Consider the following 17,572-nt stretch of genomic DNA (forward strand, 5'->3'; position numbering starts at 1 on the left):
GAATGGGGATTATCATGAGAGCTTTTTCGGAACCTTTAAAAGAGCTGAAAGAATTTGAAAATTTAAGTGCGATAGTGCAGAAGCTGCGCGGGATCGCGCAGATCTCAGGATGTATAGATGCGGCAAAACCACATCTTATGTACAGTGTAAACAATGGTTCTGGAAACAGGATCATTGTTACGTTTCAGGAGCAGAGAGCGAAAGAAATCTATGAAGAATATCGGTTCTTTGATCCGAAGGCAGCGTATTATCCTGCAAAAGATATCCTTTTTTATCAGTCGGATATCCGTGGAAATGTACTTACTGCGGAGCGTATCAATGCATTAAAAATGCTTGCAGAAGAACCGGCGTGCACCATAATAACTACATTTGACGGACTTATGAATCCAATGCCAGTACCGGAAAATTTTATTCAGTCCGTGATAAAGGTTGCGGTCGGGGATACATTAAATCTCGAAGAACTGGTAAAACACTTAGTGGAGCTTGGTTACGAAAAAAACTATCAGGCAGAAACGATGGGAGAGTTTTCGGTGCGTGGCGGAATTTTAGATATATTTCCACTGACAGAAGATAATCCGTTTCGAATTGAATTCTGGGGGGACGAGGTTGACTCTATCCGTTCCTTTGATGCGGAAAGCCAGCGATCGATTGAAAATCTGGAGGAAATTTTAATTTATCCTGCCTGTGAACTGGTACTGACAGCACAGGAACGGCAGGCGGGGATCGGAAGGATCTTAAAAGAGGCTGATAAGGTATCTGCAAAACTCCGGAAAGAAATGAAAACGGAGGAGGCACACCGCATAAAAAGTACTGCTGCCCAGATTGCAGAGGAAGCGGGAGAGTTAGGTATCAGTGCAGGACTTGACGCGTATCTGTCGTATTTTTGTGAGAAAAGAGTATCGTTACTTGATTACTTTAACAGGGAGAATACGATTATTTTTGTGGATGAGCTGGCACGTTCCATTGAGCGCGGCATGGTGACGGAAACGGAGTTTTCCGAGAGCATGAAACAGCGTCTTGAAAAAGGTTATATTCTGCCTGGACAGATGCGGGAACTTTTTTCCTGTAAGGAAATCCTGGCAAAAATTGAAACAATGGCATGTATTTCTTTGGTGGCACTGGATTTAAAAAACAGTCATGTGGATATCAAAGAAAAATTTACCATCGACTCAAAGACGGTCAATCCATACAATAACAGTTTTGAACTTCTGGTCAAAGATCTCACCCGTTACAAAAAAAACGGATACCGTGTGATTTTGCTTTCCGGATCAAGAACGCGTGCGAAGCGGCTGGCAGAAGATCTGATGGCAGAGGAACTGAATGCTTTTTATTCAGAAGACTTCGACCATGAGGTAAAACCGGGTGAGATCATGACCGGTTACGGTAAGATCAAAAAAGGTTATGAATATCCGTTACTCAAATTTGTTGTGATCTCAGAGAGCGATATTTTCGGCAGTGAAAAGAAAAAAAAGAAACACCGCCGCACCTATGAGGGAGAAAAAATTGCAAGTTTTACCGACCTTAACGTTGGTGACTATGTTGTTCATGAAAATCATGGACTCGGAATCTACCGCGGAATCGAAAAGATCGAAGTTGATAAGACGGTTAAAGATTATATCAAAATTGAGTATGCCGGCGGTGGAAACTTATATATCCTTGCAACACAGTTAGAACTGATCCAGAAATATGCCGGTGCAGATGCGAAAAAACCAAAGCTGAATAAATTAGGCGGACAGGAATGGAATAAGACCAAGACGAAGGTGCGCGGTGCAGTAAAAGAGATTGCACAGGATCTTGTGAAACTTTACGCAATGAGACAGGATCAGGATGGATTTGTCTATGGACCGGATACTGTCTGGCAGAGAGAATTTGAGGAAATGTTCCCGTTTGAAGAGACGGAAGATCAGGAGCTTGCGATCGAGGCGACGAAAAAAGATATGGAAAGCACGAAGATCATGGATCGCCTGATCTGTGGTGATGTCGGGTATGGAAAGACGGAAATTGCGATACGTGCGGCTTTTAAGGCAGTGCAGGACGGAAAACAGGTTGCTTTTTTAGTGCCGACGACGATCTTAGCGCAACAACATTACAATAACTTTGTGCAGCGTATGAAAGATTTTCCGGTCAATATTGATCTTTTGTGTCGTTTCCGGAGCAGTGCAGAACAGAAAAAGACAGTGGAGGCATTGAAAAAAGGAAGCGTTGATATCATTATCGGGACACACAGACTGCTGTCGAAAGATGTGGTATATAAGGATCTTGGACTTTTGATTATTGATGAGGAACAGCGTTTTGGTGTGACGCACAAAGAAAAGATCAAACAGTTAAAGACAAATATCGATGTGCTCACGCTCACAGCAACACCGATTCCAAGGACGCTTCATATGAGTCTGATCGGAATCCGTGATATGAGTGTATTAGAGGAACCGCCGATGGACCGTGTACCGATCCAGACGTATGTAATGGAATACAATGAGGAACTGGTACGCGAAGCAATCTCAAGAGAGCTTTCCCGTGGGGGACAGGCATATTATGTATACAACCGTGTGAAAGAGATTGCAGATGTGGCAGCTAAAATTGCAGAGCTTGTGCCGGAGGCAAATGTTGCCTATGCGCATGGACAGATGAAAGAGACAGAATTAGAAAATATCATGTATCGTTTTATTAATGGTGAGATTGATGTACTGGTCTCCACAACGATCATTGAGACAGGACTGGATATTTCAAATGTGAATACCATGATCATCCATGATGCGGATAACATGGGATTGTCACAGCTTTATCAGCTTCGTGGACGTGTCGGCAGATCGAACCGGACAGCATATGCGTTTTTAATGTACCGCAGGGATAAGATGTTAAAAGAGGTAGCAGAAAAAAGGCTGGCTGCGATCAAAGAGTATACGGAGCTTGGAAGCGGTTTTAAGATCGCCATGCGGGATTTAGAGATCCGCGGTGCGGGAAATCTGCTTGGTGCCAAGCAGCATGGGCATATGGAGGCAGTCGGATACGATCTTTACTGTAAAATGTTAAATGAAGCGGTTAAGGAAGCAAAAGGCATGGAAGTTGCTGAAAGTTTTGACACTTCGATCGACATTGATATTGATGCTTATATTCCGATGGGATATATTCCGAACGAGATGCAGAAACTTGACATTTATAAGCGTATTGCAGGCATTGAGACTGCGGATGAGTCAGAAGAGATGTTAGAAGAACTGATCGACCGTTTTGGAGATCCGCCAAAATCTGTCGAAAATCTGCTTTATATTGCAAGGGTAAAATCCATGGCACATCATCTTTATTTCACGGATATTTCACAGAAAGGTGATGCACTGCGGTTTACCCTGTATGAGAAAGCAAAGATCAATGTGGCGGCAATTCCGGAGTTTACAGCATCCTTTAACAATCATGTGAAGTTTACCATGGATGCGAAAGAACCGTATTTTACTTATTTCCTGAAACTGAATACCAGGGAAAAATATGTGGAAGCAAAAGATGTGATGGAGATATTTTTAAAGCGTGCGGGAGAGATGCTGATGGAAAAATAACTTGCGGCTTTTGATAAAACGAATTATAATAAACTGAATGACTGCCTATATCTGAAAAAGAGGGCACTGGGAGGAATATATGAACAGCAGAAAAATTACCGCATTATTGTTAAGTGGCGCTATGGCTTTATCTGTACTTACAGGCTGTGGCGGAGTCAATAAAGATAAAACAGTGGCAACTTTAAATGGAGAGCCGGTAACACTTGGAATCGCAAACTTTGCAGCAAGATTTGGGCAGGCGGGAGCAGATGATTTTTATACCGCATATTTTGGAAAAAATGTCTGGACATCTGATCTGTATGGAAATGGAACGACCGGACAGGATAATTTTAAAGACAGTGTGATGGATTCTTTAGAAGATATGTACGTGCTGCAGCTTCATATGGATGAGTATAATGTCAGCATTACAGATGATGAGAAAGCGGCGATCACCGCAGCTGCAACACAGTTTATGGAAGATAACAGTAAAGATGCGATAAAGGCACTCGGTGCAACGCAGGAAATCGTGGAAGAATATCTTACATTAGAGACGATCCAGAGCAAAATGAAAGCAGCGATCGTTGCGGATGCAGACACTAATGTAACGGATGAGGAAGCAAAAACAGGCGCATATAGTTATGTAGGTGTTTCTAAGACGACACATAGGGATGAGAGCGGCAATACCGTAGATTATACGGATGAGGAGAAAGAGGAGCTTGCAGCAAAGGTGGCTGATTTTGCAAAGGCAGCAAAGGAAGACGGTCTTGATGCAGCAGCAGAGGATGCAGGCTATACAGTAAGTACCGGCACGTTTACACAGGAAGATGATTCTGTGGATGAGAAACTTTTAGCGGCACTGAAAGATTTAAAAGAAGGCGAAGTGACAGATCTGATCGAGGGTGACAGCTCTTATTTTGTGGCACGTCTCGATAAAGAAGTGGATGCGGATGCGACAGAGGAGACACGCCAGAGCATTATTGAGCAGCGCAAAGATGATCTGTATAATGAGACGCTCGATGGATGGAAAGAAGGAATCGAGTGGGCAGTGAAAGAAAAAGTCTGGGATGACGTGAATTTTGATAACCTGTTTACAACTATAAAAGATACAGAGACAGAAAGCACGACGGAGCAGGCAACAGAGTAAAAAGAGAACGTCGAAAGCACAGTCTTTCGACGTTTTTTATAGTGGGAGAAAACAGATGGAGAAAGAAAATATTGTACTGATCGGAATGCCTGGTGTCGGAAAAAGCACCGTGGGAGTCATATTGGCAAAGGTATTAGGCTATCAGTTTGTAGATGCAGATCTGGTTATTCAGGAAAAAGAGGGAAAGCTGCTGCGCGAGATCATTGCAGAAGAAGGACCTGACGGATTTATTGCGGTCGAAAACCGTATTAACAGTGAAATAGAAGCACATCATTCAGTCATTGCCACCGGAGGAAGTGTTGTATATGGAAAAGAGGCAATGGAGCATTTAAAGCAGATCGGAACTGTGATCTATTTAAAATTAGATTATACAGGAATCAGCCGCAGACTGTCGGATATTAAAGGCAGGGGCGTTGTTTTAAAAGATGGACAGACTTTAAAAGATCTGTATGATGAGAGAATTGTACTGTATGAAAAATATGCAGACATTACGATTGCAGAGAATGGTCTGAATGTGGAACAGACGATCGAGAAGATTGTGGCACAGATCCAAAAAGAATCTTTGTAAAATCACATCAATGGAATGAAAGAGTCAGAAGATGAACAAAAGATTAAAAGATAAAAAACTATTGTCTGGAATGATCGTTACCGGTGGATTTCTTATAATATTGGCGGGAGGTGCACTGACGCAGCAGACGGCATTAGGACAGAGTTATCAGAGTGTGTATATAGATGGAATATTTGTCGGTTATGTGGCAGAAAATGTCGATGTGAAGGAGGCAATCCGGAAGGCAAGAAGAGAACTGGCAGCAGAGTCAGAAAAACGTCTGTGTATGGATTATGAATGGTCAGTAAAGACAGAAAAGAAGCCGTTTGTGCATCTGGAAAAGAAAGAAGCATTAGAAGAGCAACTGAAAAATGTGCTGTCAGAAAAGACGATTGAGAGCAGAGAGCGTGCATATACAGTTGCGATCGGTTCCTACCGTGGGAATTTTACAACAATCGATGAAGTGACGGATTTTTTGAACCAGGTCAGAAAAAAAGCGGATGAAGAAGATGCGTATACAGTTACATACCAGTCGTTGGAAGGACAGATTGACGGAATATTAACGGCGGATCTGAAACAAAAAGAAAGCGAAGCCGATTTGGCAAAAGAAGGGGAAAAAGAAACACAGGATATACAGGCATCATCGCTTGCAGGTGTCTCATTAGAGTCGGCAACACAGCTTTTGGATGCTGTGACGTCGGATGCGGCGGATTTTTATGAAACAGGTGTCCTTGACATGGCATTTGTGGAAAATGTTGAGGTTTATGAAAATTACGTGCAGCCGGATGCATTTACTAATCCGGGTGATGCTGCTGCGGAAGTAACAAAAGAGAAAGAATCGAATAAAATATATGTAGTAGAGAGTGGTGACTGTCTCTCTGTGATCGCACTTGACCATGACACAAAAGTTACGGATATTATGGCATTAAACGGACTCGAAAATGCAGACGCACTGCGAGAAGGACAGGAGCTTATCATTGCGGTTCCGGAACCGGATTTAAAGATCAGGCTGACTGTAGGGGAAGTTTACGAGGAAGATTATGAGGAAGAACCTGTCATTATGGAAAATGATTCCTGGTATACCAATCAGGAGGAAGTTATAGAAGAAGGTGTGTCAGGACATCGTGAGAGAAATGATATCGTCGTATATGAAAACGGCTCTGAGGTAAGCAGGGAGCTGGCACACCAGAAAATCATGACGGCAGCGAAGGCAGCAGTTGTGGAACGGGGAACGATCGTACCACCGACATACATCAAACCGATTGCCGGAGGAAGATTTACATCGGGATTCGGAAGACGCTGGGGAAGAATGCATAAAGGTGTGGACTGGGCATGCCCGGTTGGAACAACCGTGTATGCGTCCTGTGCCGGAACTGTGATCCAGGCTTCTTATAATGGAGGATACGGTAACAATGTCGTGATCAGCCATGCAGATGGAAGACTGACACGTTATGCACATAACAGTAAACTGTTAGTGAAAGTTGGCCAGAAAGTAGAGCAGGGAGAACCGATCGCACTGAGTGGAAGCACCGGACGCTCCACAGGACCGCATGTGCATTTTGAAATCTATATCGGAGGCGCAGCAGTTAATCCACTGAAGTATATCAGTAACTGATAAAAATTGAATGTAAAGTGTGTGGAAATGCAGATTTTTTTGGGAATATCTGCATATTTACAACAAAATTGAAACTGTGATATAATTCTTGACAAAAGCACATAATAGCAACTATAATTATGTGTTTGTATGAAAAGGTTCATAGAGGTGTGATATGGAACAATATGTCATTAAAGGAGGCAATCCGTTAGTCGGTGAAGTGGAAATCGGCGGGGCAAAAAATGCTGCGCTTGCCATCATTTCTGCGGCAGTCATGACGGATGAGACCGTTACAATAGAAAATTTACCAAATGTCAGAGATATCAATGTGCTGTTAAATGCGATCAGTGATATCGGAGCGAAGGTAGACAGACTGGATACACATACGGTGAAAATGAACGGATCATTTATTCACAATCTGGTTGTGGACAATGAATATATCCGTAAGATAAGGGCATCCTATTATCTGCTTGGAGCTCTCCTTGGCAAGTATAAACATGCAGAGGTAGCTCTTCCGGGTGGCTGTGATATCGGAAGCCGTCCGTTTGACCTTCATCTGAAAGGATTCCGTGCATTAGGTGCGACAGTAGATATCCGGCATGGTCTTGTGGTTGCAGATGCAAAGCAGTTAAAAGGAACGCATATATATCTGGATAAGGTATCTGTCGGTGCAACGATTAACATTATGATGGCAGCAGCCATGGCAGAGGGAAAAACAACTTTGGAAAATGCTGCAAAGGAACCTCATGTTGTAGATGCAGCCAACTTTTTAAACAGCATGGGTGCTAATATCAGAGGTGCAGGTACGGATGTGATCCGTATCGTCGGAGTGGAGAAGCTGCATAAAACAGAGTATTCTATCATTCCGGATCAGATTGAAGCCGGAACATTTATGCTTGCTGCAGCAGCCACAAAGGGAGATATTACAGTAAAAAATGTAATTCCGAAGCACTTAGAAGCGATCAGCGCAAAACTGCTTGAGATCGGATGTGAGGTGGAGGAGTTTGATGATGCGGTACGCGTGGTATCTTCAAAACCATTGCATCATACACAGGTTACAACGCTTCCGTATCCGGGATTTCCAACGGATATGCAGCCACAGATCGCAGTGGTATTAGGTATTTCAGAGGGTACGAGTACCGTTACGGAAAGCATTTTTGAAAATCGTTTTAAATATGTGGGCGAGCTTGCGCGCATGGGTGCCAATTTTAAAGTCGAGAGCAATATAGCGATCATCGGCGGAGTTGACAATTATACCGGAGCACGTGTTAATGCACCGGATCTGCGGGCGGGAGCGGCTCTTGTGATCGCAGGGCTGGCAGCAGAAGGAATCACAGTGGTAGATGATATCTACTATATTGAACGTGGATATGAAGAATTTGAGAAAAAACTCGCATCACTGGGGGCTGTGATCGAGAAAGTAAGTACAGAGAAAGAGATTCAGAAGTTTACACTGAAAGTATCTTAGGAGTAGAGAAGGGCGTTTCCGGGTATAGGAGACGTCTTTTTTTGGTTCATAGGAAATGAGGATAAAGATGAGAAAAATATTTCAAAAAGAACTGGATATGATACTTCACTGGAATCTCACGCTGGTTGGTGGATTCCTTGGAACTTATGCGATATTGCTGCATGCAGGAAATTTTGGATCTGCACAGACCGGAAACGTTATGGAGATGGCAGCGGCACTTACCGGTAAAGATTTTGCAGAAGTGGGAATAAGATTTCTGGCATTTCTTATTTTTGGCAGTGCGATCGTTATCTCCTATCTGCTGACGAATTTTACCAGACTGGATATGCGAAGGCTGGTACTCTGGGTAGATGCGGCAGGACTTACCGCAACAGCGGTCATGCCGGAGGGAATGTCTGCGGTTGTGAGTCTTTATCCGATATTTTTCTGTTCGGCATTCCAGTGGGGAAGTTATTCCGGTGCATCCGGGTATAACAGCGCAAGCATTTTTACCACGAATAATTTTAAGCAGTCGCTGCTTGCATGGACACAGTACATATTGACAAAGGATCCGGAATTTCGCAGAAAAGGAATCATGTATACCATGACAGTACTTTCTTTTTTTGCAGGTGCATGTATCGGATGTGTGTCTGTCTATGCATATGGTGTGTATGGCGCATTTGTGGGATTTGTTCCGTTGATTGCCGCACGTGTGTTTATGCATATTGGAAAGATACCGGTTTTGAATGGAACACCGGAAGAAATCGAAGAGGAAGCAGAAGAAGCGCTCGAAGAGGCAGTTCTGTTAGAAAACGATCAGAAAATATGATCGTTTTCTAAGGAGCCTCTTTGAGCGCTTCTTTTTGAAACTGCAGGTATATCCGAAAAATAGTGGATTCTATCTACAGCAATCAGTCCGCTTACAGAATACTCTGGATATGCAGATCAAGACGTGTAGACAAATCAATGCAGGAGTTATCGTTCAACTGTACGATCGGTCTTGCAAGATGCTGCTGGTTTAACATAACGATATTGGCACTCTGCCCGTTACTTAAAAGAACACGGTTGTTCTGATAAGTGGATGCGATATGCTGTAAAAAAGTCAGGATGAACTTTGGCTTATACTTCTGAAGACCTTCCTGTTCAAAACGCTCAATGACCTGAAATGGACAAAGAGGAGCACGGTAAGATCTTGCAGCAGTCATGGCATCATAAACATCAGCGATCGCAACGATCATTGAGCAGTCATCTAAGTCTTTCTGGGTCGCTTTCAGCGGATAACCGGATCCATCACAACGCTCATGATGAAGCAGGGCAGCTTTTTTAATATGAGGATCGATCTGCAGCGGTTTTAATAATTCATAGCCAAATTTTGTATGTCTTTTGACGAGATCAAATTCTTCGTCTGTATATTTGCCTGGTTTATTTAAAATATCATCCGGGATCTTTAATTTCCCGATATCATGCAAAAGACCACAGAGTGTTAAAGTGTCTAAAGTGTCAGCATCTACTTTCAGCCATTTACCGATACGCCGGCAGATCAGAGCTACATTTAAAGAATGTGCATAAGTGCTGTCATCGTAAGCACGCATATTGTGCAGCATATCAAAAAGCTCAAGTGATGTTTTACAGGAATTAAACAGTTTAACTGTCTGGTCAAGAAGATCATTTGTGTCAAGCGGCTGATCATGAAAAACATAGCCTTCCATGGAAGACTTTAAGGAGTTCAATACGAAAGAATGATCAAACTGGAATGTCTGAAATTCTTTCGAGGCTTTTACCTTCTGGGAATAAGCCGGAATAAAATGTGGTGTTTCCGGTTCTTTTGGTTCATCCGGATCTTCAATACCGACCTCTAAAACACAGTAAAAAGAAAGACGCATGATAAGTGGTCTTGTAAGTGTGACACCTTTATCAACGATCATCTGTCCGTTCTTTGTCAGAATCTGTTCGGCAGTAATCATGCCGGGTTCAAGTTTGTTGACTGTTACCTTTTTCATAAAAAACCCCATTTCATTCATGATAACAGAATGTCCGCAGAACATGCATTCTATTATATGTACGTTTATAATTAAGTATAGTATAGAATTTTCATATTTGAAAGTCAATCGGGTTTGTGCAAAAGGTTAAGAAATTATACCTTGACATTTTAGAAAAACAGGTGTATGTTAGTCACTGTGAGTTTTATAACTTAATAACTTTTAGAATTTTCTTATTCAGAGTGATGGAGATACAAAGGATCTGTGAAGTCACGGCAACCCCTCTACGGAAGGTGCCAACCTGAGCGAATTGTACGTTACAGTATATATGTTCGAACAATAAGAGGATTTGATGATTGATTTACAGATATCACTTCCACTTGTTTTTCGCAAGTGGATTTTTTTTGCGAAAACGCAAAAAACACTATCAGAAAAAGGAGCAAAAGAATGGAAAAAAGATTATTTACATCAGAATCCGTAACAGAAGGACATCCTGACAAAGTCTGCGATGCAATCTCTGACGCAATCTTAGATGCATGTATGGCAGAAGATCCAATGAGCCGTGTTGCATGTGAAACCGCAAGCTGTACAGGTTTCGTTTTAGTAACCGGAGAGATCACCACAAAAGCACAGTTAGATATCCCGGCAATCGTTCGTAAAACGGTAAATGAGATCGGTTACAACGATGCCAAGACAGGATTTGACGGAAATACATGTGCAGTTATGGTAGCACTTGACCAGCAGTCACCGGATATTGCAATGGGTGTTGATAAAGCATTAGAAGCAAAAGAGGGTGCCCTGACAGATGATCTTGATACCGGAGCTGGTGATCAGGGTATGATGTTTGGTTATGCAACCAACGAGACACCGGAGTTAATGCCATATCCGATCTCTTTAGCACACAAACTGGCATTACAGTTAACAAAAGTAAGAAAAGACGGTACATTAACCTACTTAAGACCGGACGGAAAAACACAGGTTTCCGTAGAGTATGATGAGGCAGGAAAACCGATACGTCTTGAGGCAGTTGTATTATCTACCCAGCATGATGATGATGTAACACAGGAGCAGATTCATGCAGACATCAAAAAATATGTTTTCGATCCGATCCTTCCGGAAGATATGATCGATGCAGATACCAAGTTCTTCATTAACCCGACCGGACGTTTTGTAATCGGCGGACCACACGGAGATGCAGGTTTAACAGGACGTAAGATCATCGTAGACACTTACGGCGGATATGCACGTCATGGCGGAGGAGCTTTCTCTGGAAAAGACTGCACAAAGGTTGACCGTTCTGCAGCATATGCAGCACGTTACGTTGCAAAGAACATCGTAGCAGCAGGTCTTGCAGAGAAATGTGAGATCCAGTTATCCTATGCGATCGGTGTTGCACAGCCGACATCCGTTATGGTAGATACTTTTGGAACAGGTAAATTATCCGATGAGAAGTTAGTTGAGATCATTCGTGAGAACTTCGACCTTCGTCCGGCAGGTATCATCAAGATGCTTGACTTAAGAAGACCGATCTACCGTGGAACAGCAGCTTACGGACATTTCGGACGTACAGACTTAGACCTTCCGTGGGAGGCAGTTGATAAGGCTGATACATTAAAGAAATATCTATAAGGAAATAAATTTCCTTGAAATAAATTTCCTCGAAATAAATTTCCTCGAAATAAATTTCCTCGAAGATTTTAAGTGAAAAGACAGATCCGGTTTCACAAAAAGTTTAGACAATTTTATATAAAATAAATGGGATTTGTAATTTTTCATGTTATAATAGGTCATAAAGGTATTTTTATGAAATCATAAAGATGCTTTTATGACCATTTTTTATGGCAGGGAGATTACAATGAAACTGAAATCCAAAATTATTATTTCTTTTTGTATTATTATTTTTGTCCCGATCGTGCTGATGATGGCGGCACTTTTCAGTTTTCAGCGTATCCAGGTAAAAGCGATTGAGCAGACTTATGGGATCACGGAAAATAATTATAGTTATTTTTCAAATTCCATGCAGCTCCTGAGCCGCTTTACCAAAGAATGTTTCAAAGAACTGAAGGATACGGCGAAGGATGATCCGGCGCGACTGGAAGATCAGGATTATTTAGATGAACTTAATCAGACTTTAGAGGAGAAGAGTTCCTATCTGATCGTAAGAAAAGATAAGGAGCTGATTTACATTGGCGAGGATGCAAGTATTTCACTTCTGACACAGCTGCCATCCTATGGGGATACTGTGAAAGATGAGGATGCCGGAACTTACATTGACGGTGATGAACAGGTGCTGATCAAGCAGATCGATTTCCAGTTTCAGGATGGAAGTGCGGGAAGTGCATTTATCGTTACAATTTTAGAGGAGACTGTTCCTGAGGTAAAGAAACTGCTCATTGATGTATTAGTTTCCATTATTCTCATTCTAGTGCTGACAGCGACAATGTTAACCATCTGGATGTATACGAGCATGATCAATCCGATCAGAAAACTGCAGACGGCAGCACAGAATATCAAAGATGGTAATCTTGATTTCTCCGTGGAATCGGACAGCAAGGATGAGATCGGTGAACTCTGCAGATCGTTTGAGGAGATGCGTCTGCGCTTAAAAGACAATGCGGAGGAAAAGATCGAGGGTGAAAAAGAAAATAAGACACTGATCAGTAATATTGCGCATGATTTAAAGACACCGATCACAGCAGTAAAGGGATATGCGGAAGGACTTATGGATGGTGTAGCTGATACACCGGAGAAACGGGATAAATATATCCGCACGATCTATAATAAGGCAAACGAAATGGATACACTTTTAAATGAGTTGACATTGTATGCTAAAATTGATACAAATCGTATTCCATATAATTTTGCAAAAATTAACGTATCAGAATATTTTAATGACTGCGTAGAGGAGATCGGGCTTGACCTCGAGACAAGAAATATCAGGCTTGCTTATTTTAATTATGTGGATGAAAATGTTCTGATCATTGCAGATCCGGAGCAGCTCCGCCGTGTGATCCATAATATTATAGGTAATTCCATCAAGTATCTGGATAAACAGCAGGGATTTATCAATATCCGTATCAAAGATGTCGGTGACTTTATCCAGGTGGAGATCGAGGACAACGGCAGAGGTATCTCTGCAAGAGATCTGCCATATATTTTTGACCGCTTTTATCGTGCGGATGCGTCGCGTAATTCTGCAACCGGTGGCAGCGGTATCGGTTTGTCTATTGTAAAGAAGATCATAGAAGACCACGGTGGAAAGATCTGGGCAACCAGTAAGGAAGCCATCGGAACAGTTATGTATTTTGTAATTCGTAAATATCAGGAGGTACCAAATGAGTAAGGTTTTGATTATTGAAGACGAGGTAGCAATCGCAGATTTAGAGAAAGATTATTTGGAATTAAGTGGTTTTGAGGTTGAGATCGAGAATGACGGGGTGGTCGGGTTAAAACGTGCACTCTCGGAAGATTTTGATATGTATATCTTAGATCTGATGCTGCCGGGGATTGACGGATTTGAGATCTGTAAACAGATCAGAGAAGAAAAGAATACACCGATACTTATGGTATCTGCCAAAAAAGATGATATTGACAAGATCAGGGGACTCGGACTCGGTGCAGATGATTACATTACAAAGCCGTTTTCACCGAGTGAGCTTGTCGCACGGGTCAAAGCACATCTTGCCCGCTATGAACGGCTGATCGGAAGCAATATCGTGGAGAATGACGTCATTGAGATCCGTGGCATCCGTATTGATAAAACAGCGAGACGTGTCTGGGTGAATGGAGAAGAAAAGCAGTTTACGACCAAGGAGTTCGATCTTTTAACATTCTTAGCAGAGCATCCGAACCATGTGTTCACAAAGGAAGAACTTTTCCGTGAGATCTGGGATATGGAGTCGATCGGAGATATCGCAACCGTGACTGTGCATATCAAAAAGATCAGGGAAAAGATTGAGATGAATACCAATAAACCCCAGTATATAGAGACTATTTGGGGTGTCGGATACCGCTTTAAACTATAGCTGATGTGAGCTTTGATGAAGTTGAGACGATTATTAAGAAAAATGAGCCTGCAATGGCATAAATATCAGAATAAAATAATTTAAAAAGTCAGGGCGGCAGATTAGTAATGATTTGCCGCCTCTTTTGAAGTTTATACTGATACATCAATAGAATTACGAACGATTCTATTACTATCATCATAAAAATATGGTTATAATACTTGAGTATGATCAAAAAGTGAATTACAATGTGCGTATAATTATAAATTATAGAGTTGAGATATATGCGTATAATCTGAAGAGACTATGATTTTAAAGAGAAAAATATAAATAAAATGCGGCAATTCATAAATATTTATTTGGGGAAATATACGATTTTGCAGGGGAAGTGAGAAATGTAAATATTTCAAAAGGAAACTTTCGATTTGCTCCAGTGATGTATTTACAAGCTGCAATCGAAAATGTTGAGAAGATGCCACAGTCAACATTTGATGAAATTGTTGAAAAATATGTTGAGATGAATATAGCTCATCCGTTTCGGGAAGGTAACGGTCGAAGCACTAGGATATGGCTTGATTTAATTCTGAAAAGAGAATTGAATCAGGTTATTGATTGGAGTGTTGTAGATAAGGAAGATTATTTGTTAGCAATGGAAAGAAGCCCAATCAAAGATATTGAAATAAAATATATTTTGAAACAGGCTTTAACAGATAAGGTTGACGATAGAAAAGTTTATATGAAAGGCATAGATCATAGCTATTATTATGAAGGTTATGTGATATACAAAGCTGAGGATTTATAGAAGCGTTACAGTTCACACCCACATTTATACCAAAATAGGATAGCACTGATCCGTAAAAGGGTATATAATAAAGAAGTTCGGGCTCTGACAAAGTCAGTCATCCGGATGAAATAAAGGATAAGCGAGGAAACAAAAGATGGGTAACTATGAAAAACCAACTGTCATAGTGACAGGAGAAAATATAGAAGGTGTGTATCTTGCAAGCGGAGATCACCCGGAGCAGTGCAGATTTGGAAGAACAGAAGCATCGGCTGGTTCGGATGTATGTCAGGAATGTTCCAAGAGTGGCGGAAAGCGTTCCACTCCGCTGCCGGGAGAAGAGTCCGCAAGGAGAGAGGATTTTGTAAGCTGCGTGGATAATATGCCGGTCAAATAGTAGAAATGAGGAACAGTATGCAGCCAGCGATTATTTATGAAGATGAAGATATTATCGTCTGCAAAAAGCCGGCAGGCGTGGCAACACAGACAAAACGTATCGGACAGGCGGATATGGAGAGCCTGCTTAAAAACTACCGGGCATCCAAAGGAGAAACACCTTATATCGGTGTGGTGCACCGTCTGGACCAGCCGGTCGCAGGAGTCATGGTATTTGCCAAAAATAAAGAGGCAGCAGCGGATTTGAGCCGTCAGATCAAAACAAAACTGACAGACAAATACTATTATGCCATGACGGACGGAGTGCCGGAAGAGAAAAAGGGAACCTTAGAGGATGATCTTTTGCAGAATGGACAGACAAACACATCTGAGGTGGTAGAGAGAGGAACTTTGCAGGCAAAACATGCAAAACTTTCCTATGAAGTAATTGAGCAGAATGGGAGAAATGCCATTTTACGAATAAAGCTTGATACCGGACGTCATCATCAGATCCGCGTACAGCTTGCACATGCAGGAATGCCGATCGTCGGGGATAAAAAGTATAATTTCAAAGAAAATATTACCCCGTCAGGAAAACAGCTTGCACTATGTTCTTTCAAGATCGCATTCCGTCATCCAAAGACACATAGAAAACTGGAGTTTGAAATTGACAAGCCTTTTGGTTTATCATAAAATAAATCCAAAGGTTTTTAAAGAATAAGGAGATTTATCATGGCAAAGGACAAGAAGTTAGTAGAGGCAATCACTTCCATGGAGGAAGATTTTGCCCAGTGGTATACAGACGTGGTCAAAAAAGCGGAACTGATCGATTATTCATCCGTAAAGGGATGTATGATCCTTCGTCCGGCGGGTTACGCGATCTGGGAGAATATCCAGCATGAATTAGACCGCCGTTTCAAAGAGACAGGCGTTGAAAATGTATATTTACCGTTGTTTATCCCGGAGAGTCTGTTAGAGAAAGAAAAAGATCACGTGGAAGGGTTTGCACCGGAAGTTGCATGGGTTACTTACGGTGGCTTAAATCAGCTTCCGGAGCGTCTGTGTGTCAGACCGACTTCAGAGACATTGTTCTGTGATTTTTATAAAAATATTATCCAGTCTTACCGTGATCTGCCAAAGGTATATAACCAGTGGTGTTCTGTTGTAAGATGGGAGAAGGAAACACGTCCGTTCTTACGTTCCAGAGAGTTCTTATGGCAGGAGGGACATACCGCACATGCGACTGCAGAGGAAGCAGAGCAGAGAACCGTACAGATGTTAAATGTCTATGCGGATTTCTGTGAGGATGTACTTGCAATGCCGGTTATCCGTGGACAGAAGACAGAAAAAGAAAAATTCGCAGGCGCAGATGCAACTTACACGATCGAAGCGCTGATGCATGATGGAAAAGCATTGCAGTCAGGAACCAGCCATAACTTTGGCAATGGATTTGCAAAAGCATTTGGCATTCAGTACACTGATAAGGACAACAAACTTCAGTATGTATATCAGACATCCTGGGGTATGACAACACGTCTGATCGGTGCGATCATCATGGTACACGGAGATGATTCAGGACTTGTGCTGCCACCGCGTATTGCTCCGGTACAGGCTATGGTCATCCCGATCCAGCAGCAGAAAGATGGTGTGCTTGACACCGCAAAAGAAGTCTGCGAGCGTATCGGAAAAGTCTGCCGTGCAAAACTTGATGATTCTGACAAGAGTCCGGGATGGAAATTCTCCGAACAGGAGATGAGAGGTATTCCGGTTCGTATCGAACTTGGACCAAAGGATATTGCAGCAGGCAAATGTGTGATTGTGCGCCGTGATACCAGAGAGAAGATCGAGGTTGCATTAGATGAGCTTGAAGCAAAACTTCCGGAGTTATTAGAGCAGATCCAGAAAGATATGTTTGAGCGTGCAAAGGCACACAGAGATGCACATATCTGGGATGCACATAACTACGAAGAGTTTACAACAATCGCAAATGAGAAACCGGGCTTTATCCGTGCAATGTGGTGTGGAGATCAGGCATGTGAGGATAAGATCAAAGAAGATCTTGCAGTGACATCACGCTGTATGCCGTTTCATGATCAGGAACATATCTCAGATGTATGTGTATGCTGCGGAAAACCGGCTCACAAATTAGTATATTGGGGTAAAGCATACTAAAAAAT

At 42.1% G+C, this 17,572-nt stretch carries 13 protein-coding genes, 1 pseudogene and 1 riboswitch; of the genes and pseudogenes, 13 read left to right on the forward strand and 1 reads right to left on the reverse strand.

Annotation, left to right across the window (positions count from 1 at the left end; genetic code table 11):
- Positions 1 to 14: 14 nt before the first annotated feature.
- The 6 genes from mfd (at position 15) to DW650_RS10500 (ending at position 9,085) form a co-directional block, all read left to right on the forward strand.
- Positions 15 to 3,545: a transcription-repair coupling factor gene (mfd, locus tag DW650_RS10475; protein ID WP_118209869.1), complete on the forward strand. Its 3,531-nt coding sequence runs from the start codon at positions 15 to 17 to the stop codon at positions 3,543 to 3,545.
- A 79-nt stretch (positions 3,546 to 3,624) separates the two neighbouring features.
- A complete protein-coding gene (locus tag DW650_RS10480) occupies positions 3,625 to 4,668 on the forward strand; it encodes a peptidyl-prolyl cis-trans isomerase (protein ID WP_117919913.1) in 1,044 nt (347 codons plus the stop codon).
- A gap of 55 nt (positions 4,669 to 4,723) precedes the next feature.
- Positions 4,724 to 5,236 (forward strand): shikimate kinase, encoded by a 513-nt coding sequence (locus DW650_RS10485; protein WP_117919915.1) that lies wholly within the window; start codon positions 4,724 to 4,726, stop codon positions 5,234 to 5,236.
- A gap of 31 nt (positions 5,237 to 5,267) precedes the next feature.
- A complete protein-coding gene (locus tag DW650_RS10490) occupies positions 5,268 to 6,830 on the forward strand; it encodes a M23 family metallopeptidase (RefSeq protein ID WP_118209870.1) in 1,563 nt (520 codons plus the stop codon).
- A 154-nt stretch (positions 6,831 to 6,984) separates the two neighbouring features.
- The gene (locus tag DW650_RS10495; protein WP_117919919.1) at positions 6,985 to 8,277 is read left to right on the forward strand and encodes a UDP-N-acetylglucosamine 1-carboxyvinyltransferase; all 1,293 of its coding nucleotides are present in this window, start codon (positions 6,985 to 6,987) and stop codon (positions 8,275 to 8,277) included.
- Between the two features lie 67 nt (positions 8,278 to 8,344).
- Positions 8,345 to 9,085 (forward strand): YoaK family protein, encoded by a 741-nt coding sequence (locus DW650_RS10500; RefSeq protein WP_117919921.1) that lies wholly within the window; start codon positions 8,345 to 8,347, stop codon positions 9,083 to 9,085.
- A 91-nt stretch (positions 9,086 to 9,176) separates the two neighbouring features.
- Here the strand turns inward: DW650_RS10500 and DW650_RS10505 are convergent, their stop codons facing one another.
- On the reverse strand, positions 9,177 to 10,256 hold the full coding sequence (locus DW650_RS10505; protein WP_243006755.1) for an HD-GYP domain-containing protein: 1,080 nt from the start codon (positions 10,254 to 10,256) through the stop codon (positions 9,177 to 9,179).
- A gap of 209 nt (positions 10,257 to 10,465) precedes the next feature.
- Positions 10,466 to 10,581, forward strand: a riboswitch (SAM riboswitch).
- 101 nt (positions 10,582 to 10,682) lie between these two features.
- Between DW650_RS10505 and metK the strand changes: the two genes are divergently transcribed.
- The 7 genes and pseudogenes from metK to proS all read left to right on the forward strand — a co-directional run bounded on the left by metK (position 10,683) and on the right by proS (position 17,567).
- Positions 10,683 to 11,864 carry a methionine adenosyltransferase gene (gene metK / locus DW650_RS10510; RefSeq protein WP_118209871.1) on the forward strand — a complete coding sequence of 394 codons (1,182 nt, stop codon included), beginning with the start codon at positions 10,683 to 10,685 and terminating at the stop codon, positions 11,862 to 11,864.
- 226 nt (positions 11,865 to 12,090) lie between these two features.
- Positions 12,091 to 13,578 carry a sensor histidine kinase gene (locus DW650_RS10515; RefSeq protein ID WP_117919925.1) on the forward strand — a complete coding sequence of 496 codons (1,488 nt, stop codon included), beginning with the start codon at positions 12,091 to 12,093 and terminating at the stop codon, positions 13,576 to 13,578.
- Positions 13,571 to 14,260: a response regulator transcription factor gene (locus tag DW650_RS10520; RefSeq protein ID WP_117919927.1), complete on the forward strand. Its 690-nt coding sequence runs from the start codon at positions 13,571 to 13,573 to the stop codon at positions 14,258 to 14,260. Before DW650_RS10515 ends, DW650_RS10520 begins: the two co-directional genes overlap by 8 nt.
- Positions 14,261 to 14,576: 316 nt before the next feature.
- A pseudogene (fic, locus tag DW650_RS10525) lies at positions 14,577 to 15,041 on the forward strand (protein adenylyltransferase Fic); the annotation flags it as partial.
- A 136-nt stretch (positions 15,042 to 15,177) separates the two neighbouring features.
- A complete protein-coding gene (locus DW650_RS10530; RefSeq protein WP_117919931.1) occupies positions 15,178 to 15,417 on the forward strand; it encodes a hypothetical protein in 240 nt (79 codons plus the stop codon).
- Between the two features lie 5 nt (positions 15,418 to 15,422).
- Entirely contained in the window at positions 15,423 to 16,088 is a 666-nt protein-coding gene (locus DW650_RS10535; protein ID WP_118209872.1) for an RluA family pseudouridine synthase, read from the forward strand.
- A gap of 39 nt (positions 16,089 to 16,127) precedes the next feature.
- Positions 16,128 to 17,567, forward strand: a complete 1,440-nt coding sequence (proS, locus tag DW650_RS10540) for a proline--tRNA ligase (protein WP_117919934.1) — start codon at positions 16,128 to 16,130, stop codon at positions 17,565 to 17,567.
- Positions 17,568 to 17,572 lie beyond the last annotated feature (5 nt).

This window comes from Roseburia sp. AM23-20, assembly GCF_003470905.1.
In the GTDB taxonomy this organism is placed as follows: Bacteria; Bacillota; Clostridia; order Lachnospirales; family Lachnospiraceae; genus Roseburia; species Roseburia rectibacter.

Coding starts and splice junctions, on each gene's coding strand:
- mfd (WP_118209869.1), top strand. CDS start 15: ATGAGAGCTTTTTCGGAACCTTTAAAAGAGCTGAAAGAATTTGAAAAT.
- DW650_RS10480 (WP_117919913.1), top strand. CDS start 3,625: ATGAACAGCAGAAAAATTACCGCATTATTGTTAAGTGGCGCTATGGCT.
- DW650_RS10485 (WP_117919915.1), top strand. CDS start 4,724: ATGGAGAAAGAAAATATTGTACTGATCGGAATGCCTGGTGTCGGAAAA.
- DW650_RS10490 (WP_118209870.1), top strand. CDS start 5,268: ATGAACAAAAGATTAAAAGATAAAAAACTATTGTCTGGAATGATCGTT.
- DW650_RS10495 (WP_117919919.1), top strand. CDS start 6,985: ATGGAACAATATGTCATTAAAGGAGGCAATCCGTTAGTCGGTGAAGTG.
- DW650_RS10500 (WP_117919921.1), top strand. CDS start 8,345: ATGAGAAAAATATTTCAAAAAGAACTGGATATGATACTTCACTGGAAT.
- DW650_RS10505 (WP_243006755.1), bottom strand. CDS start 10,256: ATGAAAAAGGTAACAGTCAACAAACTTGAACCCGGCATGATTACTGCC.
- metK (WP_118209871.1), top strand. CDS start 10,683: ATGGAAAAAAGATTATTTACATCAGAATCCGTAACAGAAGGACATCCT.
- DW650_RS10515 (WP_117919925.1), top strand. CDS start 12,091: ATGAAACTGAAATCCAAAATTATTATTTCTTTTTGTATTATTATTTTT.
- DW650_RS10520 (WP_117919927.1), top strand. CDS start 13,571: ATGAGTAAGGTTTTGATTATTGAAGACGAGGTAGCAATCGCAGATTTA.
- DW650_RS10530 (WP_117919931.1), top strand. CDS start 15,178: ATGGGTAACTATGAAAAACCAACTGTCATAGTGACAGGAGAAAATATA.
- DW650_RS10535 (WP_118209872.1), top strand. CDS start 15,423: ATGAGGAACAGTATGCAGCCAGCGATTATTTATGAAGATGAAGATATT.
- proS (WP_117919934.1), top strand. CDS start 16,128: ATGGCAAAGGACAAGAAGTTAGTAGAGGCAATCACTTCCATGGAGGAA.